This window comes from Variovorax sp. 05T418 (assembly GCF_056396385.1).
In genome coordinates, this window is sequence record NZ_JBFTLJ010000002.1 from 304,668 (window position 1) to 322,235 (window position 17,568).

A 17,568-nucleotide genomic window follows, 5' to 3' on the forward strand; every position below is an offset into this window, starting at 1 on the left:
CGTCAGGCCAGGTCGTGCGACAGCGGCATGTCGATGCTGCCGTCGATCATCTTCACCGGCCCCGCGGCGTTCGGGTTGATGTCGAAGTCGAAGATCTGCGTGGGCAGCCAGAGCGTGGCGCAGGAGTTGGGCACGTCGACCACGCCGCTGATGTGGCCCTGCACGGGTGCGGTGCCCAAAATCGAATAGGCCTGCGCGCCCGAGTAGCCGAACTTCTTCAGGTACTCGATGGCATTCAGGCAAGCTTGCCGGTAGGCCACGTTCACGTCCAGGTAGTACTGCTTGCCGGCCTCGTCGACCGAGATGCCTTCGAAGATCAGGTAGTCGTTGTACTGCGGCGTGATCACGCTCGGCTTGAAGATCGGGTTCCTGATGCCGTACTTGGCCATGCCGCCCTTGATGAGCGTGACCTTCATGTGCACCCAGCCCGCCATCTCGATGGCGCCGCAGAAGGTGATCTCGCCGTCGCCCTGGCTGAAGTGCAGGTCGCCCACGCTGAGGCCCGCGCCGTCGACGTACACCGGAAAGAACACCTTCGAGCCGCGCGACAGGTCCTTGATGTCGCAGTTGCCGCCGTGCTCGCGCGGCGGCACGGTGCGCGCACCCTCGGCCGCGGCCTTGGCGCGCGCGTCGCCGGTCATCTTGCCCATGTGGGCGGTGCCGGCGAACGGCGGATTGGCAAGGCCGGGCACGCGGTCCGGGTCGGTGGCGATGAGCTTGCCTTCGCGCTCGTTCCACATGTCGAGCATCGGCTTGTCGGGCAGGCAGCCGATCAGGCCGGGGTGGATGAGGCCCGCGAAGTTGACGCCGGGAATGTGGCGCGAGCTGGTGAACATGCCCTTGAAGTCCCAGATGGATTTCTGCGCTTCGGGAAAGTGCTCGGTCAGGAAGCCGCCGCCGTTCTTCTTCGAGAAGAAGCCGTTGAAGCCCCAGAGGCTGTCCTGCTTGGCGCCGATGTCGAGCAAGTCCACCACCAGCAGGTCGCCGGGCTCGGCGCCCTTCACGCCCACGGGGCCCGAGAGGTAGTGCACGGTGCTCAGGTCGATGTCGCGCACGTCGTCGGCGCTGTCGTTGTTCTTGATGAAGCCGCCGGTCCAGTCGAAAGTCTCGAGGATGAAGTCGTCGCCCGGGTTGACCCAGCAGGCCATCGGAATGTCCGGATGCCAGCGGTTGTGGATCATCTCGTTCTCGGTGGGCGGCTTGGTCAGGTCGACCTTGATCAGCGTGTCCGTCATTTGCAGTGGCTCCTGGGTGGGTTGTGGTTAAACGGAGAGATAGGCCTTGATGTGGTCGACGTCGGTCTTGTCGCGCGCGGTCTCGTGTACGAGGCGCCCGCCTTCGATCACGAAGAGCCGGTCGGCCACGTCCATGGCAAAGCTCAGCACCTGCTCGGACACGACGATGGTGATGCCGCGCAGCTTGCGGATCTCGTTGAGGGCCTTGGCAATGTCCTTGATGATCGAAGGCTGGATTCCTTCGGTGGGCTCGTCGAGCAGCAGCACCTTGGGGTCGGTGACGAGGGCGCGCGCAATGGCCAGCTGCTGTTGCTGGCCGCCCGAGAGGTTGCCGCCTTTGCGGCGTTTCATGTCCCACAGCACGGGGAACAGCGCGTAGATTTCTTCGGGAATGCGTTTGGTCTTCGAGTTCTCGAGGCCGGTCTGGATGTTCTCTTCCACGGTGAGGGTCGGAAAGATCATGCGGCCCTGCGGTACGTAGGCAATGCCCTTGGCCACGCGCCTGAAGCTCTCGTCGCGCGAGACGTCCTGCCCCGCCACCTCGATGCGGCCGCTCTTCAACGGCAGCACGCCCATGAGGCTCTTGAACAGCGTGGTCTTGCCCATGCCGTTGCGGCCCATGACGGCTATTGTTTCGTTGGCATGGCCTTCGAAAGAGATGCCGTGCAGGGCCTCGCTCTGGCCGTAGGCTACGTGGAGGTCTTCTACCTTCAGCATGATGTTGCTCATCTGGTTGTTCCTCTAAGGCTCTTGTTCAGGGCGTGTGCACAGGCCACCGGGTACTTCCCTCCGCGAATGTCCCCCGGGCTTCGCCCTCCTCCTTGATTTCGCTGCGGGAAGCACCCCGATGCCCTGTGCACGATGGGCGCGGCTGTGGTGCTGGCCGATCAACGACCGCTGCGCATGACGATCACGCCGATGGGGTGCCTTGCGCAGCGAAATCAAGGGGGAGGCCGCAGGCCGGAGGACATTCGCGGAGCAAGGTACCCCGTCGGCGGGAGCGCGCCCTGAACAAAGCACAACGCAAGACTTCATCTAGTGCCCCAGATAGACATCAATGACCTTCGGATCCGCCTGCACCTTCTCCATCGGCCCCTCGGCCAGGATCTTTCCCTGGTGCATCACGGTGACCTTGTGCGCGATCTGCTTCACGAAGGCCATGTCGTGCTCGATGACGATCACCGCGCGGTTCCGGCAGATGCGCTTGAGCAGGTCGGCCGTGAGCTCGCGTTCACGCGCGCTCATGCCGGCAATGGGTTCGTCGAGCATCAGCAGCTCGGGCTCCTGCATCAGCAGCATGCCGATCTCCAGCCACTGCTTCTGGCCATGGCTCAGCAGGCCTGCCTCGGTGCGCAGCCGGTCGGCCAGGCCGATGTCCTCGGCCACCGCCTGGACCTTGGCCTTGACCTCGTCGTCGCACTTGAACGCCAGCGCGCCGAGCACCGATCGGCCCTTCGGGAACGACACCTCCAGGTTCTGGAACACGCTCAGGTTCTCGTAGATCGACGGCGTCTGGAACTTGCGGCCGATGCCCAGCCGCACGCGCTTGTGCTCGGCCATCTTGGTGAGCTCGGTGTTCTTGAACTTGATGCTGCCGGCGCTCGCGCGGGTCTTGCCGCAGATCAGGTCCAGCAGCGTGGTCTTGCCCGCGCCGTTGGGGCCGATGATCACGCGCAGCTCGTTCCTGTCGATGTAGAGCGTGAGGTCGTCGATGGCCTTGAAACCGTCGAACGAGACGCTGAGGTCTTCCACGGCCAGCGCGAAGTCGGTATTGCTCATGAGGTGGTGGCTCCGGTGTTCTTCAGGCGCGCTGGCTGCCGACACCGTCGGGCAGCTCGGGTTCGGGCGCGGCGGCCGGTGCAGCGGGCGGCAGCGGCGTAGAGGCCGGCGGCTGCACCGCGGCCTCGCGCAGTGCCTTGCGGCGCTCCTTCCACCAGGGCCTCAACTTCTCGTCCCACAGGCCCGCGAGCCCCATCGGGAAGGCCATGGTCACGCCGATGAAGAGGCCGGCCATCAGGAACAGCCACAGGTCCGGAAAACTCTCCGAGAACAGCGTCTTGCCCGCATTCACCAGCAGCGCGCCGTACACCGCGCCCACCAGGCTCATGCGGCCGCCCACGGCGCAGAAGATCACCATCTCGATCGACGGCACGATGCCCACGAAGCTCGGCGACATGAAGCCCACCTGCAGCGCGAACATCGCACCGCCGATGCCCGAGAGCCCGGCCGCCAGGCAGAAGATGAAGACCTTGAAGTTGGACACGTCGTAGCCCGAGAAGCGCACGCGGTCTTCCTTGTCTCGCATGGCGAGCAGCAGCGTGCCGAGCTTGCTGGTCTGGATCCAGCGGCACAGCACGATGCTCGCGACCAGGAGGCCCACGCAGACGTAGTAGAGAACGTACTTGGCGCCGTCGGTGCGCGTGTCCCAGCCCAGCATCGTCTTCAGGTCGGTCATGCCGTTGACGCCGCCCGTGTAGCCCTGCTGGCCGATGATGAGCACGGTGCAAATGAGCGCCACCGCCTGCGTGATGATCGCAAAGTACACGCCGCCCACGCGTCGCTTGAACATCGCAAAGCTCACGAGCCAGGCCAGCGCCATCGGCGCCAGCACCACCAGCGCCAGGCTCAGCGGCAGGCTCTTGAACGGCAGCCACAGCGCGGGCAGCTCGGTGATCTGGTTCCAGTCCATGAAGTCCGGAATGCCCGGCGTCGACTGGATCTTGGTCGTGACGGGGTCGGAGGCCTCGAGCTTGAGGAACATCGCCATCGCATAGCCGCCGATGCCGAAGAACACGCCCTGCCCCAGGCTCAGCACGCCGCCGTAGCCCCATACCATGACCAGGCCAACGGCCACGAAGGCGTAGGTGAGGTACTTGCCCACGAGGTTCAGGCGGAAGATGTCGAGCGACAGCGGCAGCACGACCGCCAGCAGCAGCACCAGCAGCAGCAGGCTGCCGAGCTGGTAGCGCAGGATCGAGGCCTTGATGAAATTCATCATCGGAACGTTCTCCAGGAAGGATTCGGGTTCATCAACGACGCACCTTGACTGCGAAAAGCCCTTGCGGCCGCATCATCAAAATCAGCACGATCAGCGAGAGCGTCAGCACCTTGGCCATCGAGCCGGTCATGAAGAACTCCGAGATCGACTGCGTCTGCGCAATGCCGAAGGCCGAGACCACGGTACCCAGCAGGCTGGCCGCGCCGCCAAAGGTGACGACCAGGAAGGCATCCACGATGTAGAGCGAGCCCGAGGTCGGCCCGGTCGAGCCGATGGTGGTGAAGGCCGCGCCCGCCATGCCGGCAATGCCGCAGCCGATGGCAAAGGTCAGGCGGTCGGTCTTCATGGTGTCGACGCCGGTCGCGTTGGCCATGGTGCGGTTGGCCACGGTGGCGCGCACGCGCAGCCCCCAGCGGCTCTTGTGCAGCGCAAGCAGCACGCCGCCGGTGACCAGCGCGGTGAGTGCGAGCACGAACAGGCCGTTGATCGGAATGTCCAGGCCTTCATGCGGCGTCCACGAGCCCATGAGCCATTCGGGCAGCGTGGGGCTCACTTCCTTCGGGCCGATGAAGGTGCGGAAGATCTGCTGCAGCCCCAGGCTCACGCCCCAGGTGGCGAGCAGCGTGTCGAGCGGGCGCTTGTAGAGATGGCGGATCAGCACCCACTCCACGATCCAGCCGACGATGAAGGCGAACACGAAGGCGAGGCCGATCGCGATCGGAAAGTAGTACGGCATGAACGCGGGCGCCAGGCTTTCGGTGACGCGCGCGGCCAGGTAGATCGAATAGGCGCCGATGGTCATGAACTCGCCATGCGCCATGTTGATCACGCCCATCTGCCCGAAGATGATCGCGAGTCCGAGGCCCATCAGCAGCAGCACCGCGAACAGGCTCAGCCCCGCGAAGCCCTGCATCAGGCCGATGTTCATCATGTCCGACAGAGTCATGGCAACGATTCCGGTGTTGGGTATTGGCTCCTTCCCCTTCCGGGGGAAGGTTGGGATGGGGGCAGGCAGAGCGTGCCCATGGGTGGCGCCGCTTGCCCCCACCCCTGCCCTCCCCCGGAAGGGGAGGGAGCGAGACAGGGTTATTGGTAGCCTTTGGGAAACGGATCCGGCTTGATCAATTCCGCCGACTCCGCCACCACCTTGAACGTCCCGTCCAGCTGCCCCTGCCCGATGCGCGCCTTGCTCCACAGGTGGTGGTTCGCGTCCAGCTTCACGTAGCCTTCGGGCGCCGTCTTCAGCTCGATGCCCGGCGAGCCGGCCACCACCTTGTCCACGTCGAAGCTGCCGGCCTTCTCCACCGCCGCCTTCCAGAGCCACGGGCCGAGGTAGCCGGCCTGCGTGACGTCGCCGATCACCGCGTCCTTGCCGTACTTGGCCTTGAAGGCTTCCACGAACTTCTTGTTGTTCGCGTTGTCGAGCGACTGGAAGTACTTCATCGACGAATAGAAGCCCGCGAAGTTCTCGCCGCCTACGCCGGTCATCTCGTCTTCAGTGACGGCCAACGTCAGCAGGAACTGCTTGTCGCCCGTGATGCCCGCGGCCTTGAGCTGCTTGTAGAAGGCCACGTTCGAGCCGCCCACCACCGCCGCGAAGATGCAGTCGGGCTTGGCGACCTTGATCTTGTTGATCAGCGAGTTGAAGTTGGTGTGGCCCAGCGGGTAGTACTCCTCGCCCTTGACCGAGCCCTTCTGGAAGTTCTCGATGTGCTTGCGCGCGATCTTCATCGAGGTGCGCGGCCAGATGTAGTCGGAGCCCACCAGGAAGAAGGTCTTGGCCTTCTTCTCCTTGGCGCCCCAATCGAGGCCCCAGATGATCTGCTGCGTGGCTTCCTGGCCCGTGTAGATCACGTTCTTGCTCTGCTCCAGGCCTTCGTAGAAGGTCGGGTAGTACAGGAGGCCGTTCTCCTTCTCGAACACCGGCAGCACGGCCTTGCGCGAGGCGCTGGTCCAGCAGCCGAACACCGCGGCGCAATGGTCGTTGACCAGCAGCTTCTTCGACTTCTCGGCAAAGGTCGGCCAATCGGAGGCACCGTCTTCCTTGATGACCTTGATCTTGCGCCCGAGGATGCCGCCCATCGCGTTGATCTGGTCGATGGCGAGCTGCTCGGCCTGGATCGAGCCGGTTTCCGAGATGGCCATGGTGCCGGAGGACGAGTGCAGCTGGCCCACCGTCACTTCGGTGTCGGTCACCGCGAGCTTGGTGCTGTTGACCTTGGCCGTGGGGAACTGCGACTGGCCGAAGCTCAGGCCGGACAGGCTCATCACGGGCAGCGCGGCAGCGCCCTGCAGCAGCCGGCGGCGGCGCAATGCCAGGGCATCGAGGGAAAGATCTTCTGAATCACGCGACATCGGGAAACTCCAGGCAGGTTGTTGGAAGGGTGAGCCGCGCACCATCGCAGTGCGCCGGACGGTGCCCCGAGCACCATGGCTGGTACTTTAGAAATCACCTGCGCCGGCGCGAATACGTCATTCAACGTAGCGGCCAGAGGTGCGCCAGCGTCCAGACTCGCAAGCCGTGCACAGGCGGGCCGGAGGCAGGGAGCGCTTCTTGCTGTGTCTGCCTGCCATGCCATCGCCGCCCTCGCCGCCAGAGCCCACCATGCAACCCGTCACCGGCCAGAAGATCTTCCGCATCCGCCGCGACTACAACGCGTGGGTCGCGAACGAAACGCTGGAGGACTACGCGCTGCGCTACACGCCGCGCAGCTTTCGCAAGTGGTCGGAGTTCCGCGTCGCCAACGCGGCCTTCGGCGCCACCTCGTTCCTGGCGCTGGAGGCCATCGGCGGCGCCATCGCGCTGAGCTACGGCTTCTCGAACGCGCTGTGGGCCATCCTGGTGGTGGGGCTCATCACCTTTCTGACTGGCCTGCCGATCTCCTACTACGCGGCCCGGCATGGCGTAGACATGGACCTGCTCACGCGCGGCGCGGGCTTCGGCTACCTGGGCTCCACCCTCACCTCGCTGATCTACGCGAGCTTCACCTTCATCTTCTTCGCGCTGGAGGCGGCCATCCTCGCGCTGGCGCTGCAGCTGTACCTGGACTGGCCGCTGCCGCTGCTCTACCTGCTGTCGTCGGTCGTGATCGTGCCGCTGGTGATGCGCGGCATCACGCTGATCTCGGGCCTGCAGTTGTGGACGCAACCGATCTGGATCGCGCTGTTCGTCTGCCCGTTCGTCGCGGTGCTGGTGAAGAAGCCCGGGCTGTATGCCGACTTCACCGGCCTGGTGGGCCGCAGCTCCGACAGCAGCAGCTTCGACCCGCTGATGTTCGGCGCCGCCGCCACGGTGGCCTTCTCGCTGGTGGTGCAGATCGGCGAGCAGGTCGACTACCTGCGCTTCCTGCCCGAGAAGACGGCCGCCAACCGCGGCCGCTGGTGGGCCGCGGTGCTGGTGGCGGGCCCGGGCTGGATCGTGCCGGGCATGCTCAAGATGATGGGCGGCGCCTTTCTGGCCTTTCTGGCGCTCCAGCATGAGATTCCGGCCCGGCACGCGGTCGAGCCCACGCTGATGTACCTCACGGGCTTTTCGTATGTGCTGCGCGATCCGGCCTGGGTGCTGGCGATCACCACGCTGTTCGTGGTGGTCTCGCAGATGAAGATCAACCTCACCAACGCCTATGCGGGCTCGCTGGCGTGGTCGAACTTCTTCGCGCGGCTCACGCACAGCCACCCGGGGCGCGTGGTGTGGCTGGTGTTCAACGTGGTCATCGCGATCCTGCTGATGACGCTGGGCGTGTTCGCGGCGCTCGAGCACGTGCTGGGTTTCTACAGCAACATCGCCATTGCCTGGGTCGGCGCGCTGGTGGCCGACCTGGTCATCAACAAGCCGCTGGGCTGGAGCCCGCGCACCATCGAGTTCAAGCGCGCGCACCTGTATGACATCAATCCGGTCGGCCTGGGCGCGATGCTGGTGGCGGCGGCGCTCGCCATGCTGGCGTACTCCGGCGTGCTGGGCCAGTGGGCGCGCGCGTTCTCGCCCTTCATCGCGCTGATCACGGCGCTGGTGGTCTCGCCGCTGCTGGCCTGGCGCACGCGCGGGCGCTACTACCTGGCGCGCAGCGACATCCGGCGCTGGACGCCAGGGCAGATCGTGAAATGCTCGGTGTGCGACAACAGCTTCGAGTCCGAGGACATGGCGCACTGCCCGGCCTACAGCGCGCCGATCTGCTCGCTGTGCTGCACGCTCGAATCGCGCTGCCACGACCGCTGCAAGACCGACTCGCGCGCGGCCGAGCAGATGAGCGGCTGGCTCCAGGCGCTGCTGCCGCCCGCGCTGTCGGGCCGGCTCAATTTTCGCGTGGCGCACTACCTGATGGTGGCCACCTCGCTGGTGGCGCTGCTGGCCACGGTGATGGGCGTGGTGTATGCGCAGGAGGCCATCGTGGGCGCCGATGCGGTGGACCCGGCGCTGCGCAGCGCCTTCCTCAAGGTGTTTGCGCTGCTGTCGCTGGTGGCGGCTGTGGCCGCCTGGTGGATCGTGCTGGGCAGCGAGAGCCGGCAGATGGCGCAGGAGGAATCGAACCGCCACAACCACCTGCTCACCGTCGAGATCGAGGCGCACCAGCGCACCGACGCCGCGCTGCAGACCGCGAAGGAAGCCGCCGAAGCCGCCAACCAAGCCAAGACCCGCTACGTGGCCGGCATGACGCACGAGCTGCGCACGCCGCTCAACAGCATCCTGGGCTACTCGCAGATCCTGCTCAAGGGCGAGGCCGTGGCGCCGCCGCGCGAAGCGGTGCAGACCATCCAGCGCAGCGGCGAGCACATGCTGGGGCTGATCGACGGGCTGCTCGACCTGGCGCGCATCGAGGCCGGCCGGCTGCAGCTGGAGCCCGCCCCTCTCGCGCTGCCGGCCTTCCTGGACGAGGTGGTGCACATGGTGCGGCCGCAGGCCGAGAACAAGGGCCTGGCATTCGTCTACACCCACAGCGGGCGGCTGCCGCCCTGGGTGCATGCCGATGCCAAGCGGCTGCGCCAGATCCTCATCAACCTGCTGGCCAACGCGGTGCGCTTCACCGACAGCGGCACGGTCACGCTGCATGTGGATGCGCGGCGCGAGGTGCTGCGCTTCGACGTGGTCGACACCGGCATCGGCGTGGCGCCGCAGGACCACCAGCGCATCTTTCTTCCGTTCGAGCGCGGCGCCGCCGGGCGCCGGCGCGGCGAGCCCGGCACGGGCCTGGGCCTCACCATCACCGGCCTTCTCACGTCGCTGATGGGCGGCGAGCTGGCGCTGGCCGCCACCTCGCCCGCGGGCAGCACCTTCAGCGTGCGGGTGTACCTGCGCGAAGTGGCCGACCCCGGCCCGCAGGCGGAGACCCGCCGGCCGGTGTCGGGCTACATCGGCGCGCGCCGCACGCTGCTGGTGGTGGACGACCAGCCGGTGCAGCGCCAGATGCTGGCCGGCATGCTCGCGCCGCTGGGCTTCGAGGTGCGCGAGGCCGCAAGCGGCACCGAATGCCTCGACAGCCTGCGCGAGAACCTGCCCTCGGCGATCCTGCTGGACCTCACCATGGACGACATGGATGGCTGGCAGACCGCGGCGCTGGTGCGCGCCTCGGGCTTCGACCGCCTGCCGATCATCATCGTCTCGGCCAACATGTTCGAGAACCAGGGCGAGCTGCTGCGCGCCGCGGGCTGCCAGGCCTTCGTGGGCAAGCCGGTCATCGAGTCGCAGCTGATCGCCACGCTGGAGCGGCACCTCGGCCTCGAATGGCTGGCGTCGAACGACGCGATGCCGCCCACCGTCGACATGGCGCCGCGGCCGGTGCAGCTCGCGCTCTCCGAAGACGACCGCGCCGAGCTGATGCGGCTGGTGCAGATGGGCCACATGCGCGGCCTGCACCAGGTGCTCGACCGCCTCGCCGCCGCCTCCCCACCGGCCGCGGCCACCTGCACCTGGCTGCGCGGCATGGCCAACCGATTCGAACTCGACAAGCTCCGCAAGGCACTCGCAGAACAAGATGCAGACACTCTCGCCCCCTGATGAAGCCGAACGCCCCGTGGTGCTGGTGGTGGACGACGCCCCCAGCAGCCTCGGCATGCTGTGCGACACGCTCGAATCGAGCGGCTACACCGTGCTGGTCGCGGCCGACGGCGAGGCCGCGCTGCAGCGCCTCGAACTGGTGGTGCCCGACGCGATCCTGCTCGACGGCCTGATGCCCGGCCTGTCGGGCTTCGAGACCTGCCGGCGCATCAAGGCCAATGCGGCGCTCGCGCACATTCCGGTGCTGTTCATGACCGGCCTTTCGGAAACCGCGCACGTGGTCGAGGGCTTCGAATGCGGCGGCGTCGACTACGTGGTGAAGCCGATCCGCGCGCAGGAGGTGCTCGCGCGGCTGCACACGCACACGCGCAACGCGCGCATCACGCGCATGGCGCGCGATGCGGTCGACGTGGCCGGCATGGGCGTGGTCTTTGTCGATGCGCGCGGGCGCATCGCATGGCGCTCGCCGCAAGCCGCGCTGTGGCTGCATGCGCTCGATGCGGCGCCGGCGGCCGGACTGCTGCCCGCCGCGCTCGCACCCGCGCTTGCGCCCGGCGCGGCCATTGCGGTGGCCACGGCGGCAGGCGCACGCATTTCGGTGCGCAACCTCGGCGCCGCGGCGCTCGGCGAAACCATGCTGCTGTTCGCGGCGCAGCGCGAAGGGGCCGCGGGCAAGCCGTCGGCGCGGCTGGCCGAAGCGGCGCTCACGCCGCGCGAGACCGAAGTGCTCTCATGGCTTGCCAAGGGCAAGACCAACCGCGACATCGGCGAGATCCTGGGCACCAGCCCGCGCACCGTCAACAAGCACCTCGAGCACATCTTCGAGAAGCTGGGCGTCGAGACGCGCGCTGCCGCGGCGGCACTGGCCAGTGGCCAGCTGGCCTGATCGAGCTAGCCAGCGGACAGCTGGCCTGATCGAGCCATCCAGCGGGCAGCTGGCCTGACTTCGCTCCTTATCTCTTCGTTGCCGGCGTTGCGGGCACCGCAGGCGTCGTCGTGGTGCTGTCGGCCTTGGAGCCCGGCACGGCCGGCGTCGCGGGCGTGGCAGACATCGTGGACGATGCCGAGGACGAAGAAGAAGAAGACTGCGGCGACGGCGTGGCCGGTGTCGCAGGCGTGGCTGGCGTTGCAGGCGATGTGGCCGTGGCCGGTGTTGCAGGCGTGGCGGGTGTCGCCGGCGTGGCGGCATTGTCCGAGGCATTGGAGCCGCTGGCCGCGCCCGCGCCATTGCCGTTGGCGCCTGCGCCAACGCCCGCGCCTACACCGGCGCCGCTGCCGCCACCTCCGCCGCCCCCGGCACCGCCACCACCGCCTCCTCCGGAGCCGCCGCCCGCAGCCAATGCGAGCGGCGCCACGCAGGCGCCCATCAAAACCGCCACCAGGGTCGGTGCAATACGTCGTGTCAGCTTCATCGAGATCTCCTTGTTGGTGTTTCGACAAGGCCAAGCTAGACACGGCCGGAAAGCCGGCTTGTAGTCCAAAGTCTTCATGGCAGGCCGGCCCAGTCGCCGGTGCCATGCAATGGATAGCTGCGCGGCGCCTGCCGGTATCACCCGCCGGGCTGGGTCGCCTGCTTGCCGCCGCGAGGCAGATGAACGGTGAATGCCGTGCCTTCCGCCGCGGAGGAGGTCACGGTGATGGTGCCGCCGTGCCCCGTCACGATCTCCCGCGCAATGTAGAGACCCAGCCCCAGGCTCGTGGCGGGCCGCTCGTGCGGCGCCGATTCGCGTGTCGCAACCTGCACCAGCGGGTTGAAGATGACCTGCATCGAATCGGGGGGAATCGGCCTTCCGTGGTTCTTGACGATCAGGGTCGCATGCGCTCCCTCGTCCCGGATCACCAGCGCCACGGGATGGGCGGGGTCTCCATGCTGCACGGCGTTGCTCAGCAGGTTGGTGAGGACCTGGCGCATCCTGGGCGCATCGAACATCAGCACCACATCGGCTGGAAGCTCGGCGACGAGCTCCCGCTTGGGATAGGCCGCGCAGACCTCGTCGAAGGCCTCCTGGCACAGCGCACTCAGGTCGCCTTCCTGTGGAACCACTTCGATGCCGCGGCCGAGCCGGGTGCGCGTGTACTCAAGCAGGTCGGTGACCATGTCGTTGATCGACGCAATGCTTCGCCTGGCGATCTGCAGCGTGCGCTCCTTGGGCCTCGCCTCGCCAGCCAGTTCGAGCAGATGAATGCAGGAGCTGAGCGCGCTCAACGGGTTTCGCAGGTCGTGTCCCAGCACGGCCAGGAAGGTGTCCCTGGAATTGGCCACGTGCTCCGAATAGGTGGCCATGGCCTCGGCAAGGCCCTGGTCGATGCCTTCGTTGAAGCGCATCACTTCTTCCAGAACCGCGGCATCGACCGTGCCGACGTGTCCCATCCACAAACGAAGAACCGTGGCCCGCAGCGCGCGGTATTCCGCGCCCAGTTGGGAAAGGTCGAAACCCACCCGCTGGCGCAGGCCACCATGTTCGGCGGCAAAAGTCTCCTTGAGGAACGGCAGCGCAAGTCCCTTGGACTTTGCTTCGCGCTGCCTTTCAGACTGGGCCGACTCCATTTCGCCGGCAATGGCCAGCAGGATTTCATGCGCATGGTCCCGCAGTTCGACAACGGACATGGTCTCCGCCGGCGGGATCATCGTTCGTGCAAAGGATTCCCACTCGACGAGGATGGGTTCGATGTTGTCCTTGATGAATTGGCTCAGGCGCATGCTGGCCGGAGTATGCGCCCGTGTAGGACAACAGGAGGCACGGCCACAACAGCCACCGCCCGGACGCTGGAGAAAAAGGGTACTCGATGAAGCGTATCCTGAGGCTCCTCCTACCGGAACACACGCCATGTCTGAACAGCCTCTTTCCGGGACGGACCCCGTCGATCCACCCTTCTTCCATGAGGCCTCGGGCACGGTCCGCTTCTGGGTGCTCATCGATGGCCAACACATGGGCGCGAGCATCAGCAAGGACGTCCTGCGCTACCGCTTCCGCCCCGGCGCGCAGGGCGACGACCCGATGGAAATCTACGCGCAGTACGCGGACCAGCTCGAAGCGGCCGTGCGCCGGCGGGCGGCGCAGGGCTCGATCGAGCCGGTGATGCTGCGCGAGTTCGACCTACCCCGCGGTTGATTCCACGCGCGCACTGCGCGTGCAGGCACCGCTGGCCAGCGTCACGCCGATCACGGCGCTGGCAATCGCGACCCGGTCGATGCCCGTGGCGGGCTCGGCCAGCCACCACCATCCGCCCAACGCGGAGAAGACCGGCGCCAGCCCTCCGAACGCCGCCGCCTGCGACGCACCAAGGCGCGCAACGGCCGCGCCGAAGATCCACAGCCCCAGCAAGCCCGCGACCGCACCCTGCATCAGCGCCTGCCACAGCACGTCGCGCAGCGGCGCATCGGCAAGGCCCGTTCCGCCCCGCCACAGCAGCCATGGCACGAGCAGGATCGCCGACCAGGCACTGACGACCGCCGCGCCCTGCCATGCACCAAGTCCCGCGCGCCTGAACGACAGCGTGAAACCGGCCCACAACGCGGCCGCAAGAAGAAAGAGCAGATCGCCGCGCCAGGCGCCCGCATCGGCGCCGCGAAAACTGCCCGCCCCCAGCATGCCGATGCCCGCCGCAAGGAACACCAGGCCGAGCGCCCGCGCGCGGTCCGGGCGTTCGCGCCAGAACATCCAGGCCAGGCCCGCGGCAAAGAGCGGACATGCGCCCGCCATGAAGACACCCATGTGCGCCGACGGGGCGAACCTGGTGCCGCTCATCGCCACCAGCCCGAAAGGCAGCCCGGCGCCAAGCACCATCCCGGTCAGCCACCGCAGCGGCACCCCGCGCGGCAGCAGGCCGACGCGCAGCCACACGGGCATGAGCACGATCGCCGGTATGCCGTAGCGCAGGATCGCCAGGTCGGCCGGAGCAATGGTGGTGGTGGTCGAATGGCGCGTGGCCACCTGCCAGATGCCCGCGATCAGCGCCGAGGCCACTCCGGCGGCCAGGCCGGCTGAAACGCGCACATTGACCGTCATCTGTTGGCTCCGTTGAATGCGAAGCCCGCAGTGTTCGGTCAATGCAGGCGGCGCGCTTCCAGATTCGTGCGCATCTGGCTCGGTGCCATGCCAAAGGCGCGCCGGAAGGCCACCGTGAAATGCGCATGGCTTGCAAAGCCCAGGTCGGCCGCAAGCGCGCTGATGCTTGGCTCACCTTCGCGCAGGCGATCGAGCGCGAGCGTCATGCGCAGCTGGTTGCGCAGGCCATGCAGGCTCGTTCCCGTGTGCATGCGGAAGCGGCGCGCCAGGTGGAAGGCCGAGCAATGGACCGCCTTGGCGATCTCGTCGAGCGTGTCGCTGCGCTCCGGTGCCGCGGCGATATAGTCGCGGGCGCGCTCGACCGCGCGGTGGACCTTCGGCGGCGCCGGCCGGTCGGCCGGCCGCACGCTCTGGACCAGGCCGGCCAGGTGTTCCTGCACCTCGAGCGCATCGATCGCCTGCATCGCATGGGCCTGCAGGCATCGGCGCAGCAGCAGTTGGCCGCCCAGCGGCAGGTACACCCGGCCCGCCGGCGCCAGGTCTTCGGCCAGCGTGACCACCACACTGCGCTGGCCCGCCATCGGGTGCTTCAACTGGTAGGGTCCGTCGGGCGACAGCCACAGCGCGGCCGCGGGATCGCAGACGAAGGCGTCCGCGCCCAGCCGGCATTCGAAGCGCTGGCTCAGCGGCAGCAGCAGGCGCGGCCCCTGCACGCGATAAGGCGGGCTCCAGCCCGGCTCGGCCGTCTCCAGCGTGGCCAGCTGGCAGCTGACGGAGCCGCTTTCGAAGAGCACGCTGCGAAGGTAGGTCATGGGTGTGAAAGGCAGCAGTGCCGCCCGCCCGGATTCTGCCAGCCGGGCCGCTGGCCCTGGTGTTTACCCCGAAGGCGCTGAAGGCCGATTGACAGCCTCGCTGCCTACGATCGAGGGAGATTCATCCGGAGACACCATGAAGACCACCCCCACCTTCTCGCTCGCCCGCCTGACCCGCCGCGCCAGCCTGCTGGCCGCGGCATCCGTTCTTGCCGCATGCGGCAGCTTCGGCAGCGCACCGCCCGCGGCTGGCGACATCCACGTGATGACCTCGGGCGGCTTCACGGCCGCGTACAACGATTTGCGCCCCGGCTTCGAACGCAGCAGCGGCCGCACGGTCAAGACCGCGTATGGCGCCTCCATGGGCAATGCCGAAGATTCCATTCCGAGCCGGCTCTCGCGCAACGAGCCGGCCGACGTGGTGATCCTCGCGCGGCCCGCGCTCGATTCGCTGGTGGCGCAAGGCAAGGTGGTGCCCGGCAGCCAGGTCGACCTGGTGCGCTCGTCGATCGGCTTTGCGGTGCGCAAGGGCGCGCCCAAGCCCGACATCTCGACGGTCGATGCGCTCAAGCGCACGCTGCTGGCAGCGCCTTCCATCGCCTATTCGGCCAGCGCCAGCGGCACCTACTACGAGACCGAACTGCTCAAGAAGCTCGGCATCGAGGACCAGGTCAAGCCCAAGAGCAAGCGCATCCTGAGCGAGCGCGTGGGCACCGTGGTGGCGCGCGGCGACGCGGCGCTCGGGCTGCAGCAGGTGAGCGAGCTGCTGCCGATCGCGGGCATCGACTACATCGGCCCCCTGCCCGCGGAAGTGCAGCAGGTGACGGTGTTCTCGGCCGGCATTGCCACCACCTCCAAGCAGCCCGATGCGGCGCGCCAGCTGATCCGCTATCTCAACTCCCCCGAGGCGGCGCCGACCATTGCGAAGACGGGGCTGGAGCCGCTGACGGCGCGCTGAGGCTTGAGCCCGGGGCTCAGTAAACTGGCGTCCATCATCTTTCCCGGACGATGCACGCCATGAACCAAGCTGTTGCCCCTGCCCTTGTCTCCGCCTTCGCGCCCGGCGGCACGCTGCGCGCATCGATCAACCTCGGCAACCCGATCCTCGCGAACAAGGACGCGGCCACCGGCGAACCGGTTGGCGTATCGATCGATCTCGCGCGCGAGTTCGGGCGGCGGCTTGGCGTGGGCATCGAGCTGGTGGTGTTCGAGAAGGCGGCGGCATCGGTCGACGCGGTGAAGAACGAGAAGGCCGACATCGGCTTCTTCGCGATCGACCCGGCGCGCAGCGAAGGGCTGCTGTTCACCGCGCCTTATGTGCTGATCGAAGGCAGCTATCTCGTGCGCGAGCCATCAGCGCTCACCGACAACGCGCAGGTCGATGCCAGGGGCCATCGCATCTCGGTCGGCGCGGGCAGCGCCTACGACCTGTTCCTCACGCGCGAGATCGAGCAGGCCGAGATCGTCCGGCTCCAGGGCGCGGCCGCCGCATTGGCGGCACTGCGTTCGGGCGCGGTAGAGGTGGCCGCCGGCATTCGCCAGCTGCTCGAGGCCGAGGCGCGGCGCGAGCCGGGTGTGCGCGTGCTGCCCGGCCGTTTCATGGTGATCCAGCAGGCCATGGGCACGCCCGCAAGCCGCGGTGCGGAGGCGCAGGCGCTACTGTCTGCCTTTGTCGAGGAGATGAAGGCGAGTGGCTTTGTTGCCGATGCGCTTCGGCGTCATCGCATCGAGGGGGCGATCGTGGCGCCGGGCTCAACCGGGCCATAGTTCTTGGCGCTGTTGTTCGGGGCGCGTGCACAGGCCACCGGGTACTCCCCTCCGCGAATGTCCCCCGGCCTTCGGCCTCCTCCTTAATTTCGCTGCGGGGAGCACCCGATGCCCTGTGCACTGGGACACGCTCTGGGTGCACCGCTGATCAACGACCGCTCTTTGCAACGCTCACGCTGATGGGGTGCCTTGCGCAGCGAAATCAAGGGGGAGGCCGCAGGCCGGAGGACATTCGCGGAGCAAGGTACCCCGTCGGCGGGAACGCGCCCTGAATGAACCCGAACCCGCTCCCGCGCCCTCCCCTTCAACGCAAACGCAAGCGCCGCATCACAGCTTGTACGCTTCCACCGGCCCCTGCGAATAGAACAGGAAGTAGCCGGTCTCCGTCTTGAAGCTGTTCTTCTGCCACCCCGGCGGCACCTTGAAGATCGCGAGCTGGTCGCTCGACACGCCGACGAACTCCGTGTTCGCGGTGTCGGTGGTGATCCGGTTCCAGCGCTCGCGCGTCACCGGCTGCATCTGCATCTTCGGCTCGCTCCACTCGGGGGTGCGTACCTTGTCTCGCATGATGTAGCGGCCGCCCTGGCGCTCGATCTTGACCAGCTCGCGCAGCGCGCCGTTCGTCTTCACGGCGTAGACGCCGACCAGCTGCGCCTCCGGCTCGGCGCGCTGGCCGCAGCCGGCCAGCAAGAGCAGCGACGACAGGCCGGCCGCAACACAGTTGAGTGTGTTCATCATGATCGTGCGGCCTCGA

At 67.3% G+C, this 17,568-nt stretch carries 16 protein-coding genes; 5 read left to right on the plus strand and 11 right to left on the minus strand.

The annotated features are described in order from the left end of the window. Positions 1-2 precede the first annotated feature (2 nt). From fmdA to urtA, 6 genes are all read right to left on the minus strand, one after another. Positions 3-1,235 carry a formamidase gene (fmdA, locus tag AC1DMS_RS04790; RefSeq protein ID WP_478080494.1) on the minus strand — a complete coding sequence of 411 codons (1,233 nt, stop codon included), beginning with the start codon at positions 1,233-1,235 and terminating at the stop codon, positions 3-5. Positions 1,236-1,262: 27 nt separating this feature from the next. Continuing rightward, positions 1,263-1,952 (minus strand): urea ABC transporter ATP-binding subunit UrtE, encoded by a 690-nt coding sequence (urtE, locus tag AC1DMS_RS04795; protein WP_028254247.1) that lies wholly within the window; start codon positions 1,950-1,952, stop codon positions 1,263-1,265. A gap of 318 nt (positions 1,953-2,270) precedes the next feature. Beyond that, complete coding sequence (gene urtD, locus AC1DMS_RS04800; RefSeq protein ID WP_012748241.1) at positions 2,271-3,014, minus strand: urea ABC transporter ATP-binding protein UrtD; 744 nt, start codon at positions 3,012-3,014, stop codon at positions 2,271-2,273. Between the two features lie 22 nt (positions 3,015-3,036). Continuing rightward, on the minus strand, positions 3,037-4,230 hold the full coding sequence (gene urtC / locus AC1DMS_RS04805; RefSeq protein ID WP_478180807.1) for an urea ABC transporter permease subunit UrtC: 1,194 nt from the start codon (positions 4,228-4,230) through the stop codon (positions 3,037-3,039). Between the two features lie 34 nt (positions 4,231-4,264). Then, positions 4,265-5,179, minus strand: coding sequence for an urea ABC transporter permease subunit UrtB (urtB, locus tag AC1DMS_RS04810; protein WP_478180696.1), 915 nt, complete (start codon positions 5,177-5,179; stop codon positions 4,265-4,267). Positions 5,180-5,319: 140 nt separating this feature from the next. Further along, positions 5,320-6,588 (minus strand): urea ABC transporter substrate-binding protein, encoded by a 1,269-nt coding sequence (urtA, locus tag AC1DMS_RS04815; protein ID WP_478180697.1) that lies wholly within the window; start codon positions 6,586-6,588, stop codon positions 5,320-5,322. A gap of 250 nt (positions 6,589-6,838) precedes the next feature. Between urtA and AC1DMS_RS04820 the strand changes: the two genes are divergently transcribed. Both AC1DMS_RS04820 and AC1DMS_RS04825 read left to right on the plus strand, forming a co-directional pair. After that, positions 6,839-10,225, plus strand: a complete 3,387-nt coding sequence (locus AC1DMS_RS04820; RefSeq protein WP_478180698.1) for a hybrid sensor histidine kinase/response regulator — start codon at positions 6,839-6,841, stop codon at positions 10,223-10,225. Continuing rightward, positions 10,203-11,111 carry a response regulator transcription factor gene (locus tag AC1DMS_RS04825; protein WP_012748246.1) on the plus strand — a complete coding sequence of 303 codons (909 nt, stop codon included), beginning with the start codon at positions 10,203-10,205 and terminating at the stop codon, positions 11,109-11,111. The genes AC1DMS_RS04820 and AC1DMS_RS04825 overlap by 23 nt, the downstream gene beginning before the upstream one ends. A 67-nt stretch (positions 11,112-11,178) precedes the next feature. Here AC1DMS_RS04825 and AC1DMS_RS04830 read toward each other — a convergent pair whose 3' ends face one another. Beyond that, positions 11,179-11,637: a hypothetical protein gene (locus tag AC1DMS_RS04830; protein ID WP_478180699.1), complete on the minus strand. Its 459-nt coding sequence runs from the start codon at positions 11,635-11,637 to the stop codon at positions 11,179-11,181. Between the two features lie 137 nt (positions 11,638-11,774). Beyond that, positions 11,775-12,926 carry an ATP-binding protein gene (locus AC1DMS_RS04835; protein ID WP_478180700.1) on the minus strand — a complete coding sequence of 384 codons (1,152 nt, stop codon included), beginning with the start codon at positions 12,924-12,926 and terminating at the stop codon, positions 11,775-11,777. 127 nt (positions 12,927-13,053) lie between these two features. Here AC1DMS_RS04835 and AC1DMS_RS04840 point away from each other — a divergent pair, with 127 nt between their 5' ends. Further along, positions 13,054-13,338 (plus strand): DUF1488 family protein, encoded by a 285-nt coding sequence (locus tag AC1DMS_RS04840; RefSeq protein ID WP_012748248.1) that lies wholly within the window; start codon positions 13,054-13,056, stop codon positions 13,336-13,338. Here AC1DMS_RS04840 and AC1DMS_RS04845 read toward each other — a convergent pair. After that, entirely contained in the window at positions 13,324-14,235 is a 912-nt protein-coding gene (locus AC1DMS_RS04845) for a DMT family transporter (RefSeq protein WP_478180701.1), read from the minus strand. The two genes, AC1DMS_RS04840 and AC1DMS_RS04845, sit on opposite strands and share 15 nt — an antisense overlap. Positions 14,236-14,273: 38 nt before the next feature. Next, the gene (locus AC1DMS_RS04850; RefSeq protein ID WP_478180702.1) at positions 14,274-15,047 is read right to left on the minus strand and encodes a helix-turn-helix transcriptional regulator; all 774 of its coding nucleotides are present in this window, start codon (positions 15,045-15,047) and stop codon (positions 14,274-14,276) included. Positions 15,048-15,183: 136 nt separating this feature from the next. Between AC1DMS_RS04850 and AC1DMS_RS04855 the strand changes: the two genes are divergently transcribed. Both AC1DMS_RS04855 and AC1DMS_RS04860 read left to right on the plus strand, forming a co-directional pair. After that, positions 15,184-16,005, plus strand: a complete 822-nt coding sequence (locus AC1DMS_RS04855) for a substrate-binding domain-containing protein (RefSeq protein WP_478180703.1) — start codon at positions 15,184-15,186, stop codon at positions 16,003-16,005. A gap of 59 nt (positions 16,006-16,064) precedes the next feature. Then, positions 16,065-16,814, plus strand: coding sequence for a transporter substrate-binding domain-containing protein (locus AC1DMS_RS04860; RefSeq protein ID WP_478180704.1), 750 nt, complete (start codon positions 16,065-16,067; stop codon positions 16,812-16,814). Between the two features lie 327 nt (positions 16,815-17,141). On the opposite strand, the gene AC1DMS_RS04865 is transcribed toward AC1DMS_RS04860, so the two are convergent. Then, a complete protein-coding gene (locus AC1DMS_RS04865; RefSeq protein WP_307592417.1) occupies positions 17,142-17,552 on the minus strand; it encodes a hypothetical protein in 411 nt (136 codons plus the stop codon). Positions 17,553-17,568: the final 16 nt, after the last annotated feature.

What these genes read in the sequence shown, in the direction of transcription:
- fmdA (WP_478080494.1), bottom strand. Translation starts at nt 1,235, where the DNA reads ATGACGGACACGCTGATCAAGGTCGACCTGACCAAGCCGCCCACCGAG.
- urtE (WP_028254247.1), bottom strand. Translation starts at nt 1,952, where the DNA reads ATGCTGAAGGTAGAAGACCTCCACGTAGCCTACGGCCAGAGCGAGGCC.
- urtD (WP_012748241.1), bottom strand. Translation starts at nt 3,014, where the DNA reads ATGAGCAATACCGACTTCGCGCTGGCCGTGGAAGACCTCAGCGTCTCG.
- urtC (WP_478180807.1), bottom strand. Translation starts at nt 4,230, where the DNA reads ATGAATTTCATCAAGGCCTCGATCCTGCGCTACCAGCTCGGCAGCCTG.
- urtB (WP_478180696.1), bottom strand. Translation starts at nt 5,179, where the DNA reads ATGACTCTGTCGGACATGATGAACATCGGCCTGATGCAGGGCTTCGCG.
- urtA (WP_478180697.1), bottom strand. Translation starts at nt 6,588, where the DNA reads ATGTCGCGTGATTCAGAAGATCTTTCCCTCGATGCCCTGGCATTGCGC.
- AC1DMS_RS04820 (WP_478180698.1), top strand. Translation starts at nt 6,839, where the DNA reads ATGCAACCCGTCACCGGCCAGAAGATCTTCCGCATCCGCCGCGACTAC.
- AC1DMS_RS04825 (WP_012748246.1), top strand. Translation starts at nt 10,203, where the DNA reads ATGCAGACACTCTCGCCCCCTGATGAAGCCGAACGCCCCGTGGTGCTG.
- AC1DMS_RS04830 (WP_478180699.1), bottom strand. Translation starts at nt 11,637, where the DNA reads ATGAAGCTGACACGACGTATTGCACCGACCCTGGTGGCGGTTTTGATG.
- AC1DMS_RS04835 (WP_478180700.1), bottom strand. Translation starts at nt 12,926, where the DNA reads ATGCGCCTGAGCCAATTCATCAAGGACAACATCGAACCCATCCTCGTC.
- AC1DMS_RS04840 (WP_012748248.1), top strand. Translation starts at nt 13,054, where the DNA reads ATGTCTGAACAGCCTCTTTCCGGGACGGACCCCGTCGATCCACCCTTC.
- AC1DMS_RS04845 (WP_478180701.1), bottom strand. Translation starts at nt 14,235, where the DNA reads ATGACGGTCAATGTGCGCGTTTCAGCCGGCCTGGCCGCCGGAGTGGCC.
- AC1DMS_RS04850 (WP_478180702.1), bottom strand. Translation starts at nt 15,047, where the DNA reads ATGACCTACCTTCGCAGCGTGCTCTTCGAAAGCGGCTCCGTCAGCTGC.
- AC1DMS_RS04855 (WP_478180703.1), top strand. Translation starts at nt 15,184, where the DNA reads ATGAAGACCACCCCCACCTTCTCGCTCGCCCGCCTGACCCGCCGCGCC.
- AC1DMS_RS04860 (WP_478180704.1), top strand. Translation starts at nt 16,065, where the DNA reads ATGAACCAAGCTGTTGCCCCTGCCCTTGTCTCCGCCTTCGCGCCCGGC.
- AC1DMS_RS04865 (WP_307592417.1), bottom strand. Translation starts at nt 17,552, where the DNA reads ATGATGAACACACTCAACTGTGTTGCGGCCGGCCTGTCGTCGCTGCTC.